Annotated in this window: 13 protein-coding genes; 6 read left to right on the forward strand and 7 right to left on the reverse strand. The window is 75.2% G+C overall.

Translation table 11 applies throughout. From position 1 onward, the window contains the following. The first annotated feature begins 17 nt into the window (after positions 1 to 17). Positions 18 to 1,883 (forward strand): DUF6528 family protein, encoded by a 1,866-nt coding sequence (locus ACFY8W_RS35040; RefSeq protein ID WP_391114436.1) that lies wholly within the window; start codon positions 18 to 20, stop codon positions 1,881 to 1,883. A gap of 7 nt (positions 1,884 to 1,890) precedes the next feature. On the opposite strand, the gene ACFY8W_RS35045 is transcribed toward ACFY8W_RS35040, so the two are convergent. The 3 genes from ACFY8W_RS35045 to ACFY8W_RS35055 are packed head-to-tail and all read right to left on the reverse strand — an operon-like array spanning position 1,891 to position 4,122. Beyond that, the gene (locus ACFY8W_RS35045) at positions 1,891 to 2,541 is read right to left on the reverse strand and encodes an ABC transporter (protein WP_391114439.1); all 651 of its coding nucleotides are present in this window, start codon (positions 2,539 to 2,541) and stop codon (positions 1,891 to 1,893) included. Then, entirely contained in the window at positions 2,538 to 3,422 is an 885-nt protein-coding gene (locus tag ACFY8W_RS35050; protein ID WP_391114442.1) for an ATP-binding cassette domain-containing protein, read from the reverse strand. Before ACFY8W_RS35050 ends, ACFY8W_RS35045 begins: the two co-directional genes overlap by 4 nt. A gap of 25 nt (positions 3,423 to 3,447) precedes the next feature. Next, on the reverse strand, positions 3,448 to 4,122 hold the full coding sequence (locus ACFY8W_RS35055) for an AIM24 family protein (protein WP_391114445.1): 675 nt from the start codon (positions 4,120 to 4,122) through the stop codon (positions 3,448 to 3,450). 82 nt (positions 4,123 to 4,204) lie between these two features. Here ACFY8W_RS35055 and ACFY8W_RS35060 point away from each other — a divergent pair, with 82 nt between their 5' ends. Next, entirely contained in the window at positions 4,205 to 4,951 is a 747-nt protein-coding gene (locus tag ACFY8W_RS35060) for a peptidyl-tRNA hydrolase (RefSeq protein WP_391114448.1), read from the forward strand. A 738-nt stretch (positions 4,952 to 5,689) separates the two neighbouring features. Here the strand turns inward: ACFY8W_RS35060 and ACFY8W_RS35065 are convergent. After that, positions 5,690 to 7,465 carry a M48 family metalloprotease gene (locus ACFY8W_RS35065; RefSeq protein ID WP_391114451.1) on the reverse strand — a complete coding sequence of 592 codons (1,776 nt, stop codon included), beginning with the start codon at positions 7,463 to 7,465 and terminating at the stop codon, positions 5,690 to 5,692. Between the two features lie 161 nt (positions 7,466 to 7,626). Continuing rightward, positions 7,627 to 8,262, reverse strand: a complete 636-nt coding sequence (locus tag ACFY8W_RS35070; protein WP_391114454.1) for a hypothetical protein — start codon at positions 8,260 to 8,262, stop codon at positions 7,627 to 7,629. Between the two features lie 186 nt (positions 8,263 to 8,448). Here ACFY8W_RS35070 and ACFY8W_RS35075 point away from each other — a divergent pair, with 186 nt between their 5' ends. The 4 genes from ACFY8W_RS35075 to ACFY8W_RS35090 all read left to right on the forward strand — a co-directional run bounded on the left by ACFY8W_RS35075 (position 8,449) and on the right by ACFY8W_RS35090 (position 13,547). Beyond that, complete coding sequence (locus ACFY8W_RS35075; protein ID WP_391114456.1) at positions 8,449 to 9,948, forward strand: DUF692 family multinuclear iron-containing protein; 1,500 nt, start codon at positions 8,449 to 8,451, stop codon at positions 9,946 to 9,948. Between the two features lie 7 nt (positions 9,949 to 9,955). Further along, positions 9,956 to 10,978 (forward strand): TIGR04222 domain-containing membrane protein, encoded by a 1,023-nt coding sequence (locus tag ACFY8W_RS35080; RefSeq protein WP_391114458.1) that lies wholly within the window; start codon positions 9,956 to 9,958, stop codon positions 10,976 to 10,978. A 49-nt stretch (positions 10,979 to 11,027) separates the two neighbouring features. Continuing rightward, a complete protein-coding gene (locus tag ACFY8W_RS35085; RefSeq protein ID WP_391114461.1) occupies positions 11,028 to 11,765 on the forward strand; it encodes a TIGR04222 domain-containing membrane protein in 738 nt (245 codons plus the stop codon). Positions 11,766 to 11,840: 75 nt separating this feature from the next. Continuing rightward, positions 11,841 to 13,547 (forward strand): alpha/beta fold hydrolase, encoded by a 1,707-nt coding sequence (locus ACFY8W_RS35090; RefSeq protein ID WP_391114464.1) that lies wholly within the window; start codon positions 11,841 to 11,843, stop codon positions 13,545 to 13,547. A 22-nt stretch (positions 13,548 to 13,569) separates the two neighbouring features. Here ACFY8W_RS35090 and hemQ read toward each other — a convergent pair whose 3' ends face one another. Beyond that, positions 13,570 to 14,283: a hydrogen peroxide-dependent heme synthase gene (hemQ, locus tag ACFY8W_RS35095; RefSeq protein ID WP_384421958.1), complete on the reverse strand. Its 714-nt coding sequence runs from the start codon at positions 14,281 to 14,283 to the stop codon at positions 13,570 to 13,572. A 17-nt stretch (positions 14,284 to 14,300) separates the two neighbouring features. Then, a complete protein-coding gene (hemG, locus tag ACFY8W_RS35100; RefSeq protein WP_391114466.1) occupies positions 14,301 to 15,830 on the reverse strand; it encodes a protoporphyrinogen oxidase in 1,530 nt (509 codons plus the stop codon). Between the last annotated feature and the right edge of the window lie 133 nt (positions 15,831 to 15,963).

Below are 15,963 nucleotides of genomic sequence, written 5' to 3' on the forward strand. Positions count from 1 at the left end.
GAAAGGCGGACCTTCACGTGCGTCGCTCCACCCGGCCCCTCTTCACGAGGGGCCTTCTGGCGACCGGGGGCGGGGTGGCGCTCCTCGCGTCACTGCTCGTCCCCTCCTCCCAGGCCGCGGTCCCCGGCGAGACCGCTCCCCCGCCGGCCGCGGTCACCGCCGCCGAGACCACCCCGGGGGTCTCGCCCATGGCGCAGACCGGTCCGCGCAACATCATCAAGCGGCTGTCGGACACGTACATCAAGAGCACGGACACGGCCGACCACTCGCAGGAACACCTCCTGCACGTCGGCACGCCCGACAACGGCGCCACGAAGTACCGCAGCTTCATGCGCTTCGACGTGGCCAAGCTCCGCGGCGCACCGATCAAGAGCGCCTCGCTGCGCGTCTACAACTCCTTCGTCTCCGACTGCGCCGCCAAGGCCGGGATGAGCGTCGAGCCGGTCAGCCAGGCGTGGGACCAGTCCACGATCACCTGGGCCAACCAGCCGGCCGTCGTCGCGGGCAGGACCTACGAGTTCGGCCTCGGCCACCCGGCCTGCCCGGACGTGCCGAACAAGACCAACCCGGCCGCGTCCAACGGCATCTACCGCATCGACGTCACCGACTGGGTCACGGGCTGGGCCGACGGCACCCTCCCCAACCACGGCGTCCGCTTCAGCGCGCAGGAGACGGGCTCGTCCGGCTACAAGGACTTCTGCTCGATGAACCCGGTGTCGACGGACTACGCGTGCCACGCCGCGTACAACGCGCCGACGCTCGAGGTCGAGTTCAACGAGGGCCACACGCCGATCGTCACCGGCAACTCCTACGGCCCCACGTACCCGAACAACTACCCCACCGCCCACGCCGCCCTGGAGTTCTTCGACTCCACCAAGCCGTCCGTCTGGCCGGGGTCCGGGCCGTACCAGCGGTGGATCCCCGACGCGTACCACTCGGTCCTCGACACGACCCTGAAGGGCGACACCTGGGCCGGCGGCACCTCCCACAAACTGCGCCCCGGCGGCGTCCACGGCGAGGGCGACGTCCTGGTCACGGGCGACGGGACCAGCGGCTTCGTCGGCGTGATCCCCTACCCGTCCCTCGCCGGCTACCACTGGGCGATCAACGTGGGCGCGGGCGACCTCCACGGCGTCGAGCTGCTGGACGACGGAAACGTCCTCGTCGCCTTCGCCTCGCGCAAGCTCAACGGATCCACCACCGTCAACGGCGGCCTGGCGCTCTACTCCAAGGCCCAGGGCACGCCCGGCTCCTGGAACGCCACGCCCGCCCAGCAGGTCTCGCTCGGCGAGGCCCACGAGGTCGTCTACGACGCGGCGGCCAAGGCCGTGTGGGCCATCGGCGGCAAGGAGCTGGTGAGGTACCCGTACGTCGCCGGCAGGCTGGACACGGCCAACGCCACGGCCTTCCCGCTGCCCAAGCAGTGGGTGAAGAACGCGGACGGGACGTACCGGGACGCGGAGGCCTGGGGTCACGACCTCACGCCGGTGTACGGGAACCCCGACCGCCTCTGGGTGGGGACGAACGGCGGCATCATCCAGTTCTCGAAGAGCGCCGCCGCCCCGTGCTACACGGACAAGGCCCGCTGGCCGCTCGGAAAGTACGTCACCGGCACGGCGGTCTCCCAGTGGTGCAACGACTTCACCAACGAGCCGACGATCAACAGCCGCCCCATGATCAAGAGCATCGGAAACGACCCGCGCACCGGAACCGCGGCCTCCATCTGCGCCCAGAGCTGCAGCGAGCAGCCCGACATCAACAACTACACGTCTCCGTACATCCGGTTCATCACCACCGCCACGGAGAACGCCGAGTCCCTGGGCAGCGCGTCCTCGGCCGACCGGCACTACCGCGCCACCTGGGCCGTACCCGCCTACCAGTAGGACGGACTCATCCGCGCCAGGCCGTGGCCCTGCACCCCAGGGCCACGGCCGCCGACGTGAGGGCCACGGCGCCCGCCAGGGCCGGCCAGGGGTACGGGACCGCCGCCGAGCCCGGGGCGGTGACCAGGGACGAGACCGCCGAGGCGGCCGGGGAGCCCGTCGTCACCAGGCTGAGCAGCGAGGCGAGGAGCAGGGCCGTCAGGGACCAGCCGCGGGCCCGGATCAGGGGACGGGTGGTCAGGGCGCCGATCGCCGTGCCCGTCAGGACGCACACGACCGCACCCAGGACGCCCGCCGCGGCGGCCGGGAGCGGCGCGACCATACGGTGGTCATCCATCCCCGTGACCACGAGGACGGCGGCGGCACCGACGAGCAGGACCGCACCGGTCGCGGTCAGGACCGCCGCCAGATGGGCCCGCGCCCGGCCGGCCGCCGCCGCGGTCACCGTACGGGCCGCCGGCGGCTCCGGGTTCAGGCAGATGTGGACCGCCCAGGCGGTCACCGGGACCAGGCCCGCCACCGCGTAACCGAGGGCACCGAGCACCGGCTCGCCCGCCTGGACGCCGATGCCGACGAAGACGGCGTAGAGGAGGAAGGGCGCGAGCCAGCGCTGGGAGCGCATCAGCAGCGCGGCCTGGTAGCGGAGCAACGCGGTCATCGCCGGACGCCTTCCGTGACGCGGGCCGTGCCGTCGGCACGGCCGGCGCTCTCGGCCCGCAGGTCCTCGACGTGCCAGCCCGCGTCGAGCAGCGACCGCAGCACCGCGTCGGAGCGGGCGGCGTCGACGGTCACGGTCACCCGGCCCTCCACCACGCGGACCGCGAGGTCAGCTGTCCCCGGAGGCGGCTCGCTGCCGCCGGACGCGGTGATGCGGACCCTGGGGCCGGGAGGTCGCGCCACCGCTCCCACCGCCTCCAACGCCGCCGGTTCGGCCCGCCGCACGCGGCCCGCCGCGACGGCGTACTCCGCGTGCGCCTCGCCCGCGAGCCGTCGCGGGTCGTGGTCGACGAAGACCACCCGGCCGCCCGCCGCGACCCGCTCGCGCACCGCGCGGTCGAGTTCGGCGCGAGCTGCGGCGTCGAGCCCGGTCCAGGCCTCGTCGAGGACGAGCAGCCCCGGCTCGGCGAGCAGCGCCTGGGCGACGGCCACCTTCTGGCTGGTGCCCTTGGACAGTTCGGCGAGCGGGGTGTCGCGGTACGCGGCGGCACCGAAGCGCTCCAGCCACTCCACCGCCCGCGCCCGGGCCTCCCGCCCGCCGAGCCCCTGGATCCGGCCGAGGTGGACGAGGTAGCCGGCCGCGGTGAGCGGCAGCGCGGCGGGGAAGCGCTCGGGGACGTACGCGGTACGGGCGGGGCGGCCGGTGATACGGCCCGCGCTGGGCGCGTCGACGCCCGCGACGAGGCGCAGCAGGGTCGACTTGCCGGTGCCGTTGCCGCCGGTGCAGCGGGCCAGGGTGCCCGCGGGCAGGGTGAACCCCACCTCGCGCAGCACCCACGGCCCGCGCGGGCCGTAGCGCCGGCCGACGCCTTCGAGGATCACGACGTGTTCCGGTGCGGGACCCGGGTCAGTTGGAGACCTTCTGCGGGACCGCCTCGCTCGGGCGGACGATGACGAAGCCCTGGCCGTCCAGGCGCAGCTGGACCGCCTCGCCCGAACCGCCCCGCATCATCGAGCCGAAGGACTGGGAGCGGTGCAGCGAGGTCTGGAGCTGGGCGCTCCAGCCGACGACGGCGTCGGTGTCGACGCACACCGGGGCCTGCGGGCTGACCGGTATGACGATCGGGCTGCCCTCGCACATCAGGGCGAGCTTGCCGTACCCGGTGAAGACGCTGTTGAACAGGCCGCCGCCGGTCATGCCGGCGCCCTTCACCGTCTTGATCTCGTAGTGCAGGGTCGGGTCGAAGCAGAGCACGTTCCGGCCGTTCACGGTCAGCGCGTCGCCCTGCTCGATCTCCACGATGAAGCAGTTCTGCGCCTCGTGCGCGAACCACGCCTCGCCCTGCCCGCGGACGGCCATCAGGGCCAGGCCCTCGCCGGTCACCGCACGCTTGAGCAGGCCGCCGAGGCCCTGGCTCTTGTGCTCGAACTGCAGGTTCCCCCGGAAGGCGATCATCGAGCCCTGTCGGGCGTGCATCTCCCCGTTCACGGTGTACTTGACCGACTTGGCGTTCTGGAGGGTCATCCCCGGTACCGGCGCCGCCTCGGCGAGGTGTTCCTTGTTGAAAAGATCGCTCTTCATGGCAGGCATCCTGGCCCGGAACCGGTGGTTCCTACAAGAAACGGGCGCGAGGGCGCCCGACGGGCGGTGGCAGACTTGCCGGGTGAGCAGCAACGACACCGACACACCGGCCGGCACCGACGTCACCAGCGCCCCCGGCAACCCCCGTGACGAGAAGCCGCAGTACGTCCTTCCGCTCGTGGTCCGCATCGAGCGGGCCGCGCCCCCGGCCCGTACCGACGCCCTGGAGACCGCCGCCCGCGCGGTCCTGGAGATCCTGGCCGACGAGCGGTCCCTCGGCGAGGGCGAGTGGGCCCGGGCCATGACGGACTGGCAGGACGCCCGCATCCGCAAGGTGGTGCGCCGGGCGCGCGGCGCGGAGTGGCGCAAGGCCTCGGCGCTCCCCGGCATCACGGTGACGAGCTCCCAGGACACGGAGGTGCGCGTCTTCCCGCCCGTCCCGCTGGACGGCTGGCCCAAGGACCTCGTCAAGCTCCAGGTGTCGGGCACCGACCTGGACGACCCGGTCGAGCCCGGACCGGTTCCGCAGGGCACGGTCGTGCTGTGGCTCAACCCGGAGCTCGACATGTCCGCGGGCAAGACGATGGCGCAGGCCGGGCACGGCGCCCAGCTGCTGTGGTGGGAGCTGTCGGACGGCGACCGCAAGACCTGGCAGGCGGCCGGCTTCCCGCTCGCGGTCCGCACGGCGGAGCCGGAGCGCTGGGCACGGCTCACGACGAGCGGGCTTCCGGTCGTACGGGACGCGGGCTTCACCGAGATCGCGCCGGGCTCGTGCACGGTCGTGGCCGAGGGGAGCGAGCGGATCGGCTCGCAGCTGCGGCTGGGGTGACCACGTCCGCGGCCGCGGCGGCGACGCCTGCGGATGCGGCGGCGTCCGCCGCTGCGACCTCGCAGCTGCGGCTGGGGTGACCACGTCCGCGGCCGCGGAAGCCACCTCTACCGCTGCGGCGGCCGCGGACGACGGAGCCGCTCGGGCCTCCTCGTCCGCCCCGATTCCCCCTCCCCTTACGGGAGTCGACCGCCCCGCCTACCGTGTCGTGCATGCGCAGACACGCGTGGTGGATCGGGCTGCTCGCCGTCCTGGCGATCGCCGTCGTGTGGAACGTGCGCTCCGACCTTCAGGAGCGCGCCGACCGGCGCCGCGAGGCCGCGCGGGCCGCGAGCCCCGGCAACCAGGACCGGTGGATGGGCCGCTTCGGGTACCGGCGCGCGCCGGTACCCACGGGTCTGCGGCCGCTGCTCCCGTCCGAGAGCTACTACGTCTACTGTCCTGACGACGGCGCCTGCCCCGCACCCGCCGCCCGGCCCGCGCACCCTCCGGTCAGCGTGTGGTCGTGGGCCGTGACGATGGTGCACGTCTGGCTGCCGGCGTCCCCGAACCGGCTCACCGTGTGCCTGCCGGGCTCCACGCTCGGACAGCTCGGCATCATGGACGAGGGCTGGGCCGAGACGGTCGGCGCGGTGGCCGAGGACGCGCGACGCCTCGCCGTGGGCACGCCCGGCCGGCCGTACGTGCCCGGTTCGATGCCGTACGGCACGTCGGCGGCGCCCGGTCCGGGGCAGGGGCTCATTCCTGTGCGCGACTGGCAGTGCGTCGTGCCTCGGACGAGCCTTCCGACGCCGGGTCAGACCTCGACGACGCCGGGTCGGACCCGTCCGACGCCGGGTCCGACCGCTCCGACGCCGGACCCGACCCGTCCGGCACCGGGCCCGACGGCCCGGCCATGACGTCCTTCGCCGTCGCCCTCGCCACCGACACCGCCCGCGTCATCGCTCCCGCCGCCGGCACGCCCACCAGGACGACCGCACAGGCCACGGCCCAGCCGCCCGACGGCCACACCCCGGCGACGTACTTCGCCATCGTCGCGGACGGCCCGCCCGCCTCGAAGTCCGGCTGCCAGCGCAGGCCGTAGGTCAGCGGAAGCCAGCCCGTCAGCAGCGCCGCACCCGCCGCCGCGCCCACGTACGGGCCCGCGGCGAGCCGCGGCGGCCAGAGCCGGGCGGACACCATCAGCCACAGGGTCAGCAGGGCGAAGCCGGCGAACAGCGCGCCCGCGTAAGCGAGGCGCACCCCGGCGGGCAGCGGGGACAGCACGGGGCCCTGGGGCGAGCCCTCGGACACGAGCAGTTCGGCCGCCGCAACTCCCCCGCCGCAGGCCAGGCCCGCCCCCGCGCAGCGCAGCCAGGCGAGCGGGCGATCGGCCGCGGCCGCCATGTGCCACAGCGTGAGGGCGAGGGCGCCGCCGAGGGGCACGGTCGCGGGGGACAGCAGCGGGACCGCCAGGGCCGGTCCGGAGGCCAGGTTGTCCCTCAGGCCCACGGCCGTCAGGGCGTCGGACACCAGGAAGGCCACCGGGACGGCGGTCAGGCCGAGGATGAGACCGGTGCCCAGCTGCCCTGACCACCTCCCGTGCGGCAGCGCGGACGGGTCGGCGAGCGCACGGGCCCGCCGGGCCGGGTGGGGGTGGAGGGCCGCGAGGTGCCGCAGCCGGTCCTTCGGACGGGTCCCGAGGGGCTGGGCTCGGGCGGCGTTGCCGGTGAGCACCCGTGCCAGGTCGTCTCCCGCTCCCCACCGGGCGACCCGCGCGTCGGCGGACAGCTCCCGCTCGCGCACGATCCCGTTGTGGCCCAGCAGCACCGCCACGGCGAGCACGGCCAGTTGGAGCCAGAAGCTCAGCTTCGCGTACGGGGTGGGGATCGCGGTCCCCAGCTGATCGAAGGCGAAGAACACGGCCGGGAGGAGGAACAGGGCGACGTACGCCCGCCACAGCAGCACCGTCAGATGGGCCACGTCGACGTCACGGTTGCGCACGTGTGCCAACTCGTGCAGCACGATGGCCCGGAACGCCGGGCGGTCGGTGTGGAAGAGCCGCACCAGACCGCGGTCGAGGAGGACGTGGCGACGGCCCGCGTGCCCGAAGGCCACCCCGCTCACCCGCGGGTTCCGGGCGTCCACCAGGAACCGGACGCGGACGCCCGCGAGCCCGGCGAGCCCGGTCAGCTCCGCGCCGATCTCCGGCAGCCCTTCGGCCCTGACGAGCCGGCGCCACCGGATCCGTACGTACGGACCGGCCAGGTAGCCGGCCAGGCAGACCGTCAGGAGCAGGAGCACGGCGAAGGTTCCCGGCGGCAGCGGGAGGGGGTTGTCGGCCTGGAAGCAGCCCGGATACCGCTCGCGCGCCGCGAGGAGGTCGGTCGGCCACGAGGGGCGGCCCGCGGCGCGGAAGACGTCCTGCAGGACCTCCCAGCACTCCGTGCCCGGCGCCGGGAACTCGGGCGGGGTCGACCTGTACCAGTGGTCGGCGAGCAGCCGCACGCTCGCGGTGACGGCGAGGAAGGTCACGAGGAAGCGCAGCAGCAGCGTCGAGGACAGGAGCGGCAGGGGCGAGACGGCCGGCCGCGGCCGGGGGCGGCCCCCGGGCTGGGATAGCCGCCCCGGCTCCGGTCGCCACGCCGGCCCCGGTCGCCGCCCCACTCCTGGTCGCCGCCCTTGCGGCTTCGCCGTCACAGCACGAGGCCGCCGACGATCGCGTCCGCGATGAGGTCGGCCGTGTCGCCGTCCACGCCCGCGGCGCGGGCCTTCTCCCTGGCCACGCGGCGGAGTCGGGTCAGCTGCTCCGGGGACAGGGCCAGGGCGGTGGCCGGTCCGTCCCCGGCGGCCTCGCCCGCGCCCCGGCCCGGGCTCTCCCCCGCGGCCCGGCCCGATGCCTCGCCCGACGCCTCGCCCGCCGCGCCGTCCGGCCGCCGCGCTGCCTCCCCGCGGGCGGCGGAAACCGTCTCCCCGCCGTCATCCGCTCCCTCGCCCTCGCCCGCGCTCTCACCCTCGCCCTCGCTCTCGCCCGCCGCGCCTCCCGAACGGGCTCCGCGGCGCCGCAGCAACCGGTCGAGCCACGTCCGCATGGCGTTCGAGGTCTCCTCGCGGGCGACGTCCGCCGCGGCGGAGCCGAGCAACGCCACGACGGCCTGTGCGGCGCCGACCGCCGCCACGGAGGCCACCGCCACCGTGCCGTCGAAGCCGAATCCGAGCAGCTCCTCCTCGCTCCGGCCGCCCGCGCGGCGCGGCCGGGCCGCCACGGTCGCCTCCAGCAGCGGCAACTCCTCCGGCGCCACGACCTCGACGGCCCGCCGGGCGAGTGTCACCACCGCCTCCTGCCGTCGCCGGCGATCTCCCATGAGCCCCCCCCTCGTCTCGGTTTCCCCACCGTAGTGTCCCCAGGACGGCCGCCGCGCGCCGTCGCGAACCTCAAATCAACCTCTGAACGTCTCCCTGTCCGGATTCGAACGACTGCTTCCGGGCCATCAGGTGAGGGACCGAAGGAGGGGGACATGGGGGACATGAAAGAGCTCGGCGTCGGCATCGGCTGGCGGCCGGAGATCGCGGACGCGGTCGAGGCGCTGCCGGGGGTCGACTGGGTCGAGGTCGTCGCGGAGAACATCTGCGCCGACCACCTGCCCGACTCCCTGGCACGGCTGCGGGCGCGCGGGGTGACCGTCGTGCCGCACGGGGTCTCGCTGGGGCTCGGCGGCGCCGACCGGCCCGACGCCGGACGGCTCGCCGCGCTCGCGGCGAAGGCGGAGATGCTCGGCGCGCCGCTGGTGACGGAGCACATCGCGTTCGTACGGGCCGGCGGGCCGCTCACCGCGACGCCGCTGCTGGAGGCCGGACACCTGCTGCCGGTGCCCCGCACGTGGGACGCCCTCGACGTGCTCTGCGAGAACGTCCGCATCGCGCAGGACGCGCTGCCGGTGCCGCTGGCCCTGGAGAACATCGCCGCCCTGGTCTCCTGGCCGGGCGAGGAGCTGACGGAGGGCCGGTTCCTTGCGGAGCTGGTGGAGCGCACGGGGGTGCGGCTCCTCATCGACGTGGCGAACCTCCACACCAACCGGGTCAACCGCGGCGAGGACCCGGCGGAGGCGCTGTCCGCGCTGCCCGTCGAGGCCCTCGCGTACGTGCACGTGGCGGGCGGCCTGGAGCGCGACGGGGTCTGGCACGACACCCACGCCCACCCGGTGCCGCGGCCGGTCCTCGACATCCTGGCGGACCTGGCCTCCCGGGTCTCGCCGCCGGGCGTGCTCCTGGAGCGGGACGACCGCTTCCCGGCTCCGGAGGAGCTGGCGGCCGAGCTCGACGCGATCCGTACGACGCTGGGCGCCGCCACGGTCGCCGCCGCGACCGACGAGCCGTCCGCCGGACCGCGGCCGCTGCTCATCGGCGCGGGCGCCCGGGTGTCGGGCGGCGCGATGCCGCTACGGACGCCGGAGCGGGTCCCCGCGCAGGCACCCGCACCCGTGTCGGCACCGGCACCCGTGTCGGCACCGGCATCGGCATCGGCCTCGGTCACGGCCTCGGCCACGCCGACCGTTCAGGCCACCCTGGTCACACCCTCGGCCGCACCCACCCCGCGCCCCTCTCCGGACGCCGCCCGCCAGCGGGTCGGCGTCGCCGAGGTGGCTCTGCTCTCCGCGCTGGTCGCCGGGACACCCGCACCGGAGGGCTTCGACGTGCGGCGGCTCGGCGTGCAGAGGCGGGCGCTCGCCGCCAAGCGGGCCGACGTGGTGGCGAAGGTGGCGCCCGAGCTGCCGGAGATCCTGGGCGAGGGCTACCGGCCCGCGTTCCTCTCGTACGCCAGGAACCGGCCCATGACGGACGGCTACCGGCACGACGCCCTCGACTTCGCCGAGGGACTGCTGATCGCCGGGCGGCCCGAGGACCCGGTGGCGCGCGGGCGGCTCACCGCCTGGTGGCGGGAGCGGGCGGGCGTCCGGCCCCCCGGCCCAGCGGCCCGGCTCGGGCACCGGATCCGCACGGCCCTCGGAAGGGGATGAGGCGGCGATGACCACCCTCGTGCTCTTCTACTACCTGATCGGCGTGCCGGCCGCGGCCGTGCTCTTCGTCAAGCTGAACCGGCTGGGGCGCGGTCCGGGCGGCCACGTCCACGACCGCTACGAAGCCGCGTTCCTGAACGGCGGCCCGGCCCGGGTCGTCGACACCGCGATCGCCTCGCTCCACGGCGACGGACGCGTGGCGGTCGGCGGCCCCGGCATCGTGCAGGTGCTGCGGCCGACCGCGCACGACCCGGTCGAGCGGGCCGTGCTCCAGGAGCTGGCGGGCGCCCCGAGCGGGGCGCTGGGCCCGCTGCGGTTCGCCGTGATGCGGCACCCGGCCGTGCAGGAGATCGGCGACGCGCTCGCGGCGCGCGGGCTGCTCGTGGAGCCCCGGCCGCGCCGCTCGGCGCTGACGTGGAGCTCGTTCCTCCTGATGGGCGGGGCCATGGCGACGCTGTTCGCCCTGATGTTCACGCTGCCGGACGTCATCGACCCGGGCCGGAACGTGCCCTTCTTCCTGCTGGTGCTGCCGGTGCTCGCCGCCTGGCTGACCGGCGCGATCATGTGCGGGGTCCGGGCGCGGCGGCGGATCACACCCGGCGCGTACGCCGCGGTGGCGGCGTACGGGCAGGCCCGGGCCCACGTGGACCCGGGGCTGCTCGTCGCCCTGCAGGGGCTGGCCTCGCTGCCGGACCCGGTGCTGCGCGAGCAACTGGCCACGGCGGCCCGGACCTACCGGCCGGCGCGGCCGGTGACCCGCTCCTCCTCGGCCCGCTCGTCGTCCTCGTCCGACTCACAGGACGCGGCCCTGCTGCCCGTCATGTGGTGCGCGGCGGCGGCCGGCGGCGAGGGCGGCGGAGGCGGCTGCGGCGGCGGCAGCTCGTGTTCCGGGAGCAGCTCGTGCTCCGGAGGCGGGGTGTCGTGCTCCTCGTCGTCGAGCTCCTGCTCCTCGTCGTCGGGCTCGTGGTCCTCGTCCAGCTCCTGTTCCTCGTCCAGCAGCAGCTCCTGCTCCTCCAGCAGCAGTTCCTGAGCCCGCCGTTCCGGTGGCGGGCGGGTTCGCCCTCCCGTACAACCGGATCATGGTGTGGGTTCCCTTGCTCCTGGTCTCGCTGGTGGTCACCGGCGTCGCCTGCGCGCGGGTGTGCCGGGCCGCGGTCCTGATCGACGCGCAGGGGCTGCGGGAGGGCGGGGAGGAGCTGACCGTCGTCGAGGCCGCGTACCTCGCGGGCGGGCCGCTGCGGGTCGCCGACCTCGCCCTGGTGAGCCTGCACCAGGCCCGCCTGGTGCTGCTCGCACACACCGGCTGGGCGACCGTCGTGGACGGGACGGGCGGCCGGGACGAGCTGGAGCGGGCGGTGCTCGGGGCGATCGGGCCCGGCGGCCAGTCCCCGATCCCGGAGGTACGGCCGCTGGTCGCCGGCACCGCGTGCGTACGGGCACTCGCGGATGGCCTGGTGGCGCGCGGGCTCGCGCTGCCGGAGGCCGAGCGGCGCACCACGGCGGCGGGCGGCCGCGCGCTGCTCGGCGCGTTCCTGCTGACCCTGGGCCTGGGTGCGGCGGCGGTGCTGCTCGTGCCGGAAGGCGTGCGCGTGCCGGTGGCGGCCTGGTTCGCGATGCCGCTGCTGGCGGGCGGGCTGTGTCTGCTCGTCGCGCGGGCCGGCGGAACGGGCTGCTGGGCCTCGCCCGCCGGACGGCGGCTGCTCGCCGGGCTCTCGCCGACCGACCCGATGACGGCGCTGGCGCGGCGGGGCACGGACGTCCTGGAACCCGGGCTTCGTGCCGCCTTTCGGGGACATGACAGCCGACACCCCTCGTAGTTCCTTTACTTGGCCGCGCCGGCCGCCAACGATCCCCTTTGTCGCCCGCCCCCGTGGCCTCGAAGGGACACGCCGATGAAGTCCGTCGCGCTGCTGCTGTCCGCCCTCGTCACCCCCACCGCCCTGCTCGGCCCCGCTTCCGCAGCCGCTCCCGCGGCCGTGGCCCCCACGGCCGACGCGCCACCAGCCGAGAGCCGGGGCGTCGCCCCCGCGGCCAGGGCCGCCGCCGCCGAGGGCATCCGCTTCGGGCCGTGCCCGGCGGTCGAGCGGCTGCCCGCGCCGGTGGAGTGCGGCACCGTGCGCGTCCCGCTGGACTACGCGCACCCCGAGGGCACCCGCATCCCGCTCACCGTGAGCCGGGTGAGGGCCTCGGGGCCGGCGGCCGGCCGGCAGGGCGCGCTGGTGCACAACCCGGGCGGCCCCGGCGCTTCCTCCACCTGGTTCCCGCTCGCGGCCGACCTGCCCGCCTGGCGGCGCGTCGCCGCCGCCTACGACCTCGTCGGCTACGCGCCGCGCGGGGTGGGCCGTTCGGCGCCGGTCTCCTGCCAGGACCCGGCCGACCGCGCCAAGGGCCCGACGCTCGCGCCGACGGTGCCGTCCGAGGTCTTCAAGCAGGAGCGGGTCGCCCGCGCCAGGACGTACGCGCAGGGCTGCGCCCGTCGCACCGGCGCGGCCCTGCGGCACTACCACTCGCTCAACAACGCCCGCGACCTGGAGGTGCTGCGGGCCGCGCTCGGCGAGCCGCGGCTCACGTACATGGGCGCCTCGTACGGCACGTACTTCGGCGCGCTGTACGCGACGCTGTTCCCGCACCGGGTGCGCCGGATGGTCTTCGACGCGCCCGTGAACCCGGCGCCGCGGCAGATCTGGTACGTCAACAACCTCGACCAGTCGCTCGCCTTCGAACGCCGCTGGACGGACTTCCGCACCTGGGCGGCCAAGCACGACAAGGTGTACGGCCTGGGCGCGACGCCCGCCGAGGTGGGCGAGAACTACGAGAAGGTGCGGGCCGAGCTGGCCGCCACGCCGGCGGGCGGGAAGGTCGGCCCCGGACAGCTGCACGGGGCGATGCTCCAGGCGCTGTACGACGACCGGTTCTGGGCCGCGCGGGCGGGCGCCCTCGGGGCGTACCTGGAGGGCGACCCGAAGCCGTTGGTCGCGCAGGCGGCGCCGGTCTCGCGGACGGACGGCGCCGCCGCGGCCGGGAACGGCGACCCGGGCAACGCGACGGCGGTCTACACGGCGGTGGAGTGCAACGACGCGCCCTGGCCCGAGGACTTCGCGCTGTGGGACCGGGACAACACCCGGCTCGCGAAGCTCGCCCCGTTCGAGACGTGGGACAACGTGTGGGCGAACCTGCCCTGCGCCTACTGGAAGGCGCCCCGGCAGAAGCCGCTTGACGTGCGGACCGGGCCGGGAGTGCTGCCGCCGGTGCTGATCCTGGCGGCCGAGCGGGACGCGGCGGCGCCGTACGAAGGGGCCCGGGAGCTGCAGCGCAGGCTGGCGGGCGCGGCGCTCGTGACCGAGCGTGACGCCGGGACGCACGGCATCGGGGGCGGGACGAACGCCTGTGTGAACGGCTACCTGGAGCGCTATCTGCTCACGGGTGCCGTGCCGCCGGCCGGGAGGGCGGGCGAGGAGGAAGGGACGCCGGTGCGGCGCGCGTCGTGCGCGCCGCACCCGGAGCCGGACCCGGTGTCGCTGGAGCGGCAGGCGGAGCTCCGCCGGCCGTCTGATCTTCCGGGTCGAGGGATCACCGCCCGGCTGGGCGCCGGACGGTGACCGGGTCGGGGGTGCCGGGCCGTCAGGCCAGGCCCGCCACCAGGTCCGCCACGCTCTTGCGGCGGCCGGTGTAGAACGGGATCTCCTCGCGGACGTGCATCCGCGCCTCGGAGGCCCGCAGGTGGCGCATGAGGTCGACGATCCGGTAGAGCTCGTCGGCCTCGAAGGCCAGGATCCACTCGTAGTCGCCGAGCGAGAAGGAGGCGACCGTGTTCGCGCGCACGTCCGGGAAGCCGCGGGCCATCTTGCCGTGGTCGGCGAGCATCCGGCGGCGGTCCTCGTCGGGCAGCAGGTACCAGTCGTAGGAGCGCACGAACGGGTAGACCGAGACGTAGTCGCGCGGGGTCTCGTCGGCCAGGAAGGCCGGGATGTGCGACTTGTTGAACTCGGCGGGGCGGTGCAGCGCCATGTTCGACCAGACCGGCTCCAGGGCGCGGCCCAGCTTCGTGCGGCGGAAGAGGTTGTACGCCTCCTGGAGCTGGTCGCTCGTCTCGGCGTGCCACCAGATCATGACGTCGGCGTCGGCGCGCAGACCGGACAGGTCGTACGTGCCGCGGATCGTGATGTCCTTGGCGGCGAGCTGGTCGAACAGCTCCTGGACCTCGTCGGCGTAGCCGGCACGGTCCTCGGGCAGGTTGTCGCGCAGCTTGAACACAGACCACAGGGTGTAGCGGATGACCTCGTTGAGGTCCTTCGCCTTCTTACCGGCGTTCGGGATCTTTTCGGGCGCACTCATACGCCTATTCTCGCCCGTCACGGACAGTGCCCCGCACCAGGGTCGGCCTTTTCCGACGTGGCGATGATCTCGTCCAGGATCTCGTCGGCCGCGCGGTGCGCGGAGGCGATGCAGGCGGGGATGCCGACGCCCTCGTAGACGGCGCCCGCGAGGGCGAGGCCGGGCAGTGCGGAGACGGCGGCGCGGATGCGCTCGACCCTGGTCAGGTGGCCGACCGGGTACTGGGGCAGGCCGCCGATCCAGCGGGTCACGGTGGTGGCGACGGGCCTGGCGGCGAGGCCGGTGGCGGCGCCCAGGTCCTTCAGCGAGACGTCGACGAGGTCGGCGTCGTCGCGGTGCACCTGCTCCTCCTCGCCGTACCGCCCGACGGACGTGCGGAGCACGAACAGGTCGGGCGCGGCGTCGGCGATCCACCGCCACTTCTGGCTCGCGAAGGTGGAGGCCTTGATGGTGTGGCCGTCGACGGGTGGCACGAGGAAGCCGGATCCGGGCAGCCCGGGCAGGTCGGCGCGCCGGAAGGCGAGGGTGATCAGGGCCATCGAGGCGTACTCGACGGCGCCGAGTCCGGCGGAGGCGGCGGGCGCGTGGCCGGCGAGGAGCGCGGCGGCGGGTCCGGCGGGCGTGGCGAGGACGACGGCGTCGGCGGCGTGGGTCCGCTGCGGCGTCACGACCTGCCAGCCGTGCGCGCCGGTGCGGTGCAGGGCGGTCACCGGGGCGCCGGTGCGGATCTCGCCGCCGGCGGCGCGGACGGCGTCGGCCACGGCGAGCGGCAGGGTGCCGACGCCGCCGCGGAGGCCGGCGAAGGCGGCACCGCCGAGGCCGGTGCCGGCGATCCCGGTGCCGGCGCCCGCGGCGTCCGCCGGGGAGGCGGCACCGGCCCGCTGGACGGCGCGGACGGCCTCGCCGAGCGTGGCGTGGGAACGGGCGGCCCGGAAGAGGGCGGGCACGGCGGCCTTCATGGAGATGCGGTACGCGTCGCCCGCGTAGACGCCGCCGAGGAGGGGCTCGACGAGCCGGTCGACGACCTCGTGGCCCATGCGCTCGGCGACGTACGCGCCGATGGCGATGTCCTCGCCGATCTCGGTGGGCGGCAGCTCGCGGTCGCGGTCGATCCGCGCGACGGCCTCGGCGGAGAGCAGCCGCTCGACGGCCCGGCCGTCGCCCGGGACGCCCATGACGTGGCCCTTCGGCATGGGCACGAGCTCGCCGCGGGACCAGACGGAGGCGGTGGTGGTGGCGGGTGCCTGGATCCGGTCGGCGAGGCCGACCCGTTCGGCGAGCGCGACGGCCTCGGGGCGGCGGGCGAGCAGGGACTCGGCGCCGAGGTCGACGGGAGCGCCGGCGATCTCCCCGGCGAGCAGCTTGCCGCCGAGCCGGTCGCCGCCTTCGAGGAGGGTGACCCGGGCGCCGGCGGTGACGAGCCGGTGGGCCGCGGCGAGGCCGGAGATGCCGCCTCCCACGACGACGACGTGCCGCGCGGTCACGTCCCGTCCGTCCGTGGTCCGGCTGTCCGTGCTCTGCGCGTTCGCGTTCATGGGGCCGCTCATGGGACCACTCTCTCAAATCGCCCGCGCGCTCCCGTTCCGAGGCCGGACCGTGACCGCTTCGCTACCGCCGGACCGAAACCCGCTCCCCCACGCTGACGTCCAACGGGCACCACGACACCGAGAACCTTGGGGG

The sequence above is a fragment of the Streptomyces sp. NPDC012637 genome, assembly GCF_042954805.1.
In the GTDB taxonomy this organism is placed as follows: Bacteria; Actinomycetota; Actinomycetes; order Streptomycetales; family Streptomycetaceae; genus Streptomyces.

What these genes read in the sequence shown, in the direction of transcription:
- ACFY8W_RS35045 (WP_391114439.1), bottom strand. Translation starts at nt 2,541, where the DNA reads ATGACCGCGTTGCTCCGCTACCAGGCCGCGCTGCTGATGCGCTCCCAG.
- ACFY8W_RS35055 (WP_391114445.1), bottom strand. Translation starts at nt 4,122, where the DNA reads ATGAAGAGCGATCTTTTCAACAAGGAACACCTCGCCGAGGCGGCGCCG.
- ACFY8W_RS35075 (WP_391114456.1), top strand. Translation starts at nt 8,449, where the DNA reads ATGGGGGACATGAAAGAGCTCGGCGTCGGCATCGGCTGGCGGCCGGAG.
- ACFY8W_RS35080 (WP_391114458.1), top strand. Translation starts at nt 9,956, where the DNA reads ATGACCACCCTCGTGCTCTTCTACTACCTGATCGGCGTGCCGGCCGCG.
- ACFY8W_RS35085 (WP_391114461.1), top strand. Translation starts at nt 11,028, where the DNA reads ATGGTGTGGGTTCCCTTGCTCCTGGTCTCGCTGGTGGTCACCGGCGTC.
- ACFY8W_RS35090 (WP_391114464.1), top strand. Translation starts at nt 11,841, where the DNA reads ATGAAGTCCGTCGCGCTGCTGCTGTCCGCCCTCGTCACCCCCACCGCC.
- hemQ (WP_384421958.1), bottom strand. Translation starts at nt 14,283, where the DNA reads ATGAGTGCGCCCGAAAAGATCCCGAACGCCGGTAAGAAGGCGAAGGAC.
- hemG (WP_391114466.1), bottom strand. Translation starts at nt 15,830, where the DNA reads ATGAGCGGCCCCATGAACGCGAACGCGCAGAGCACGGACAGCCGGACC.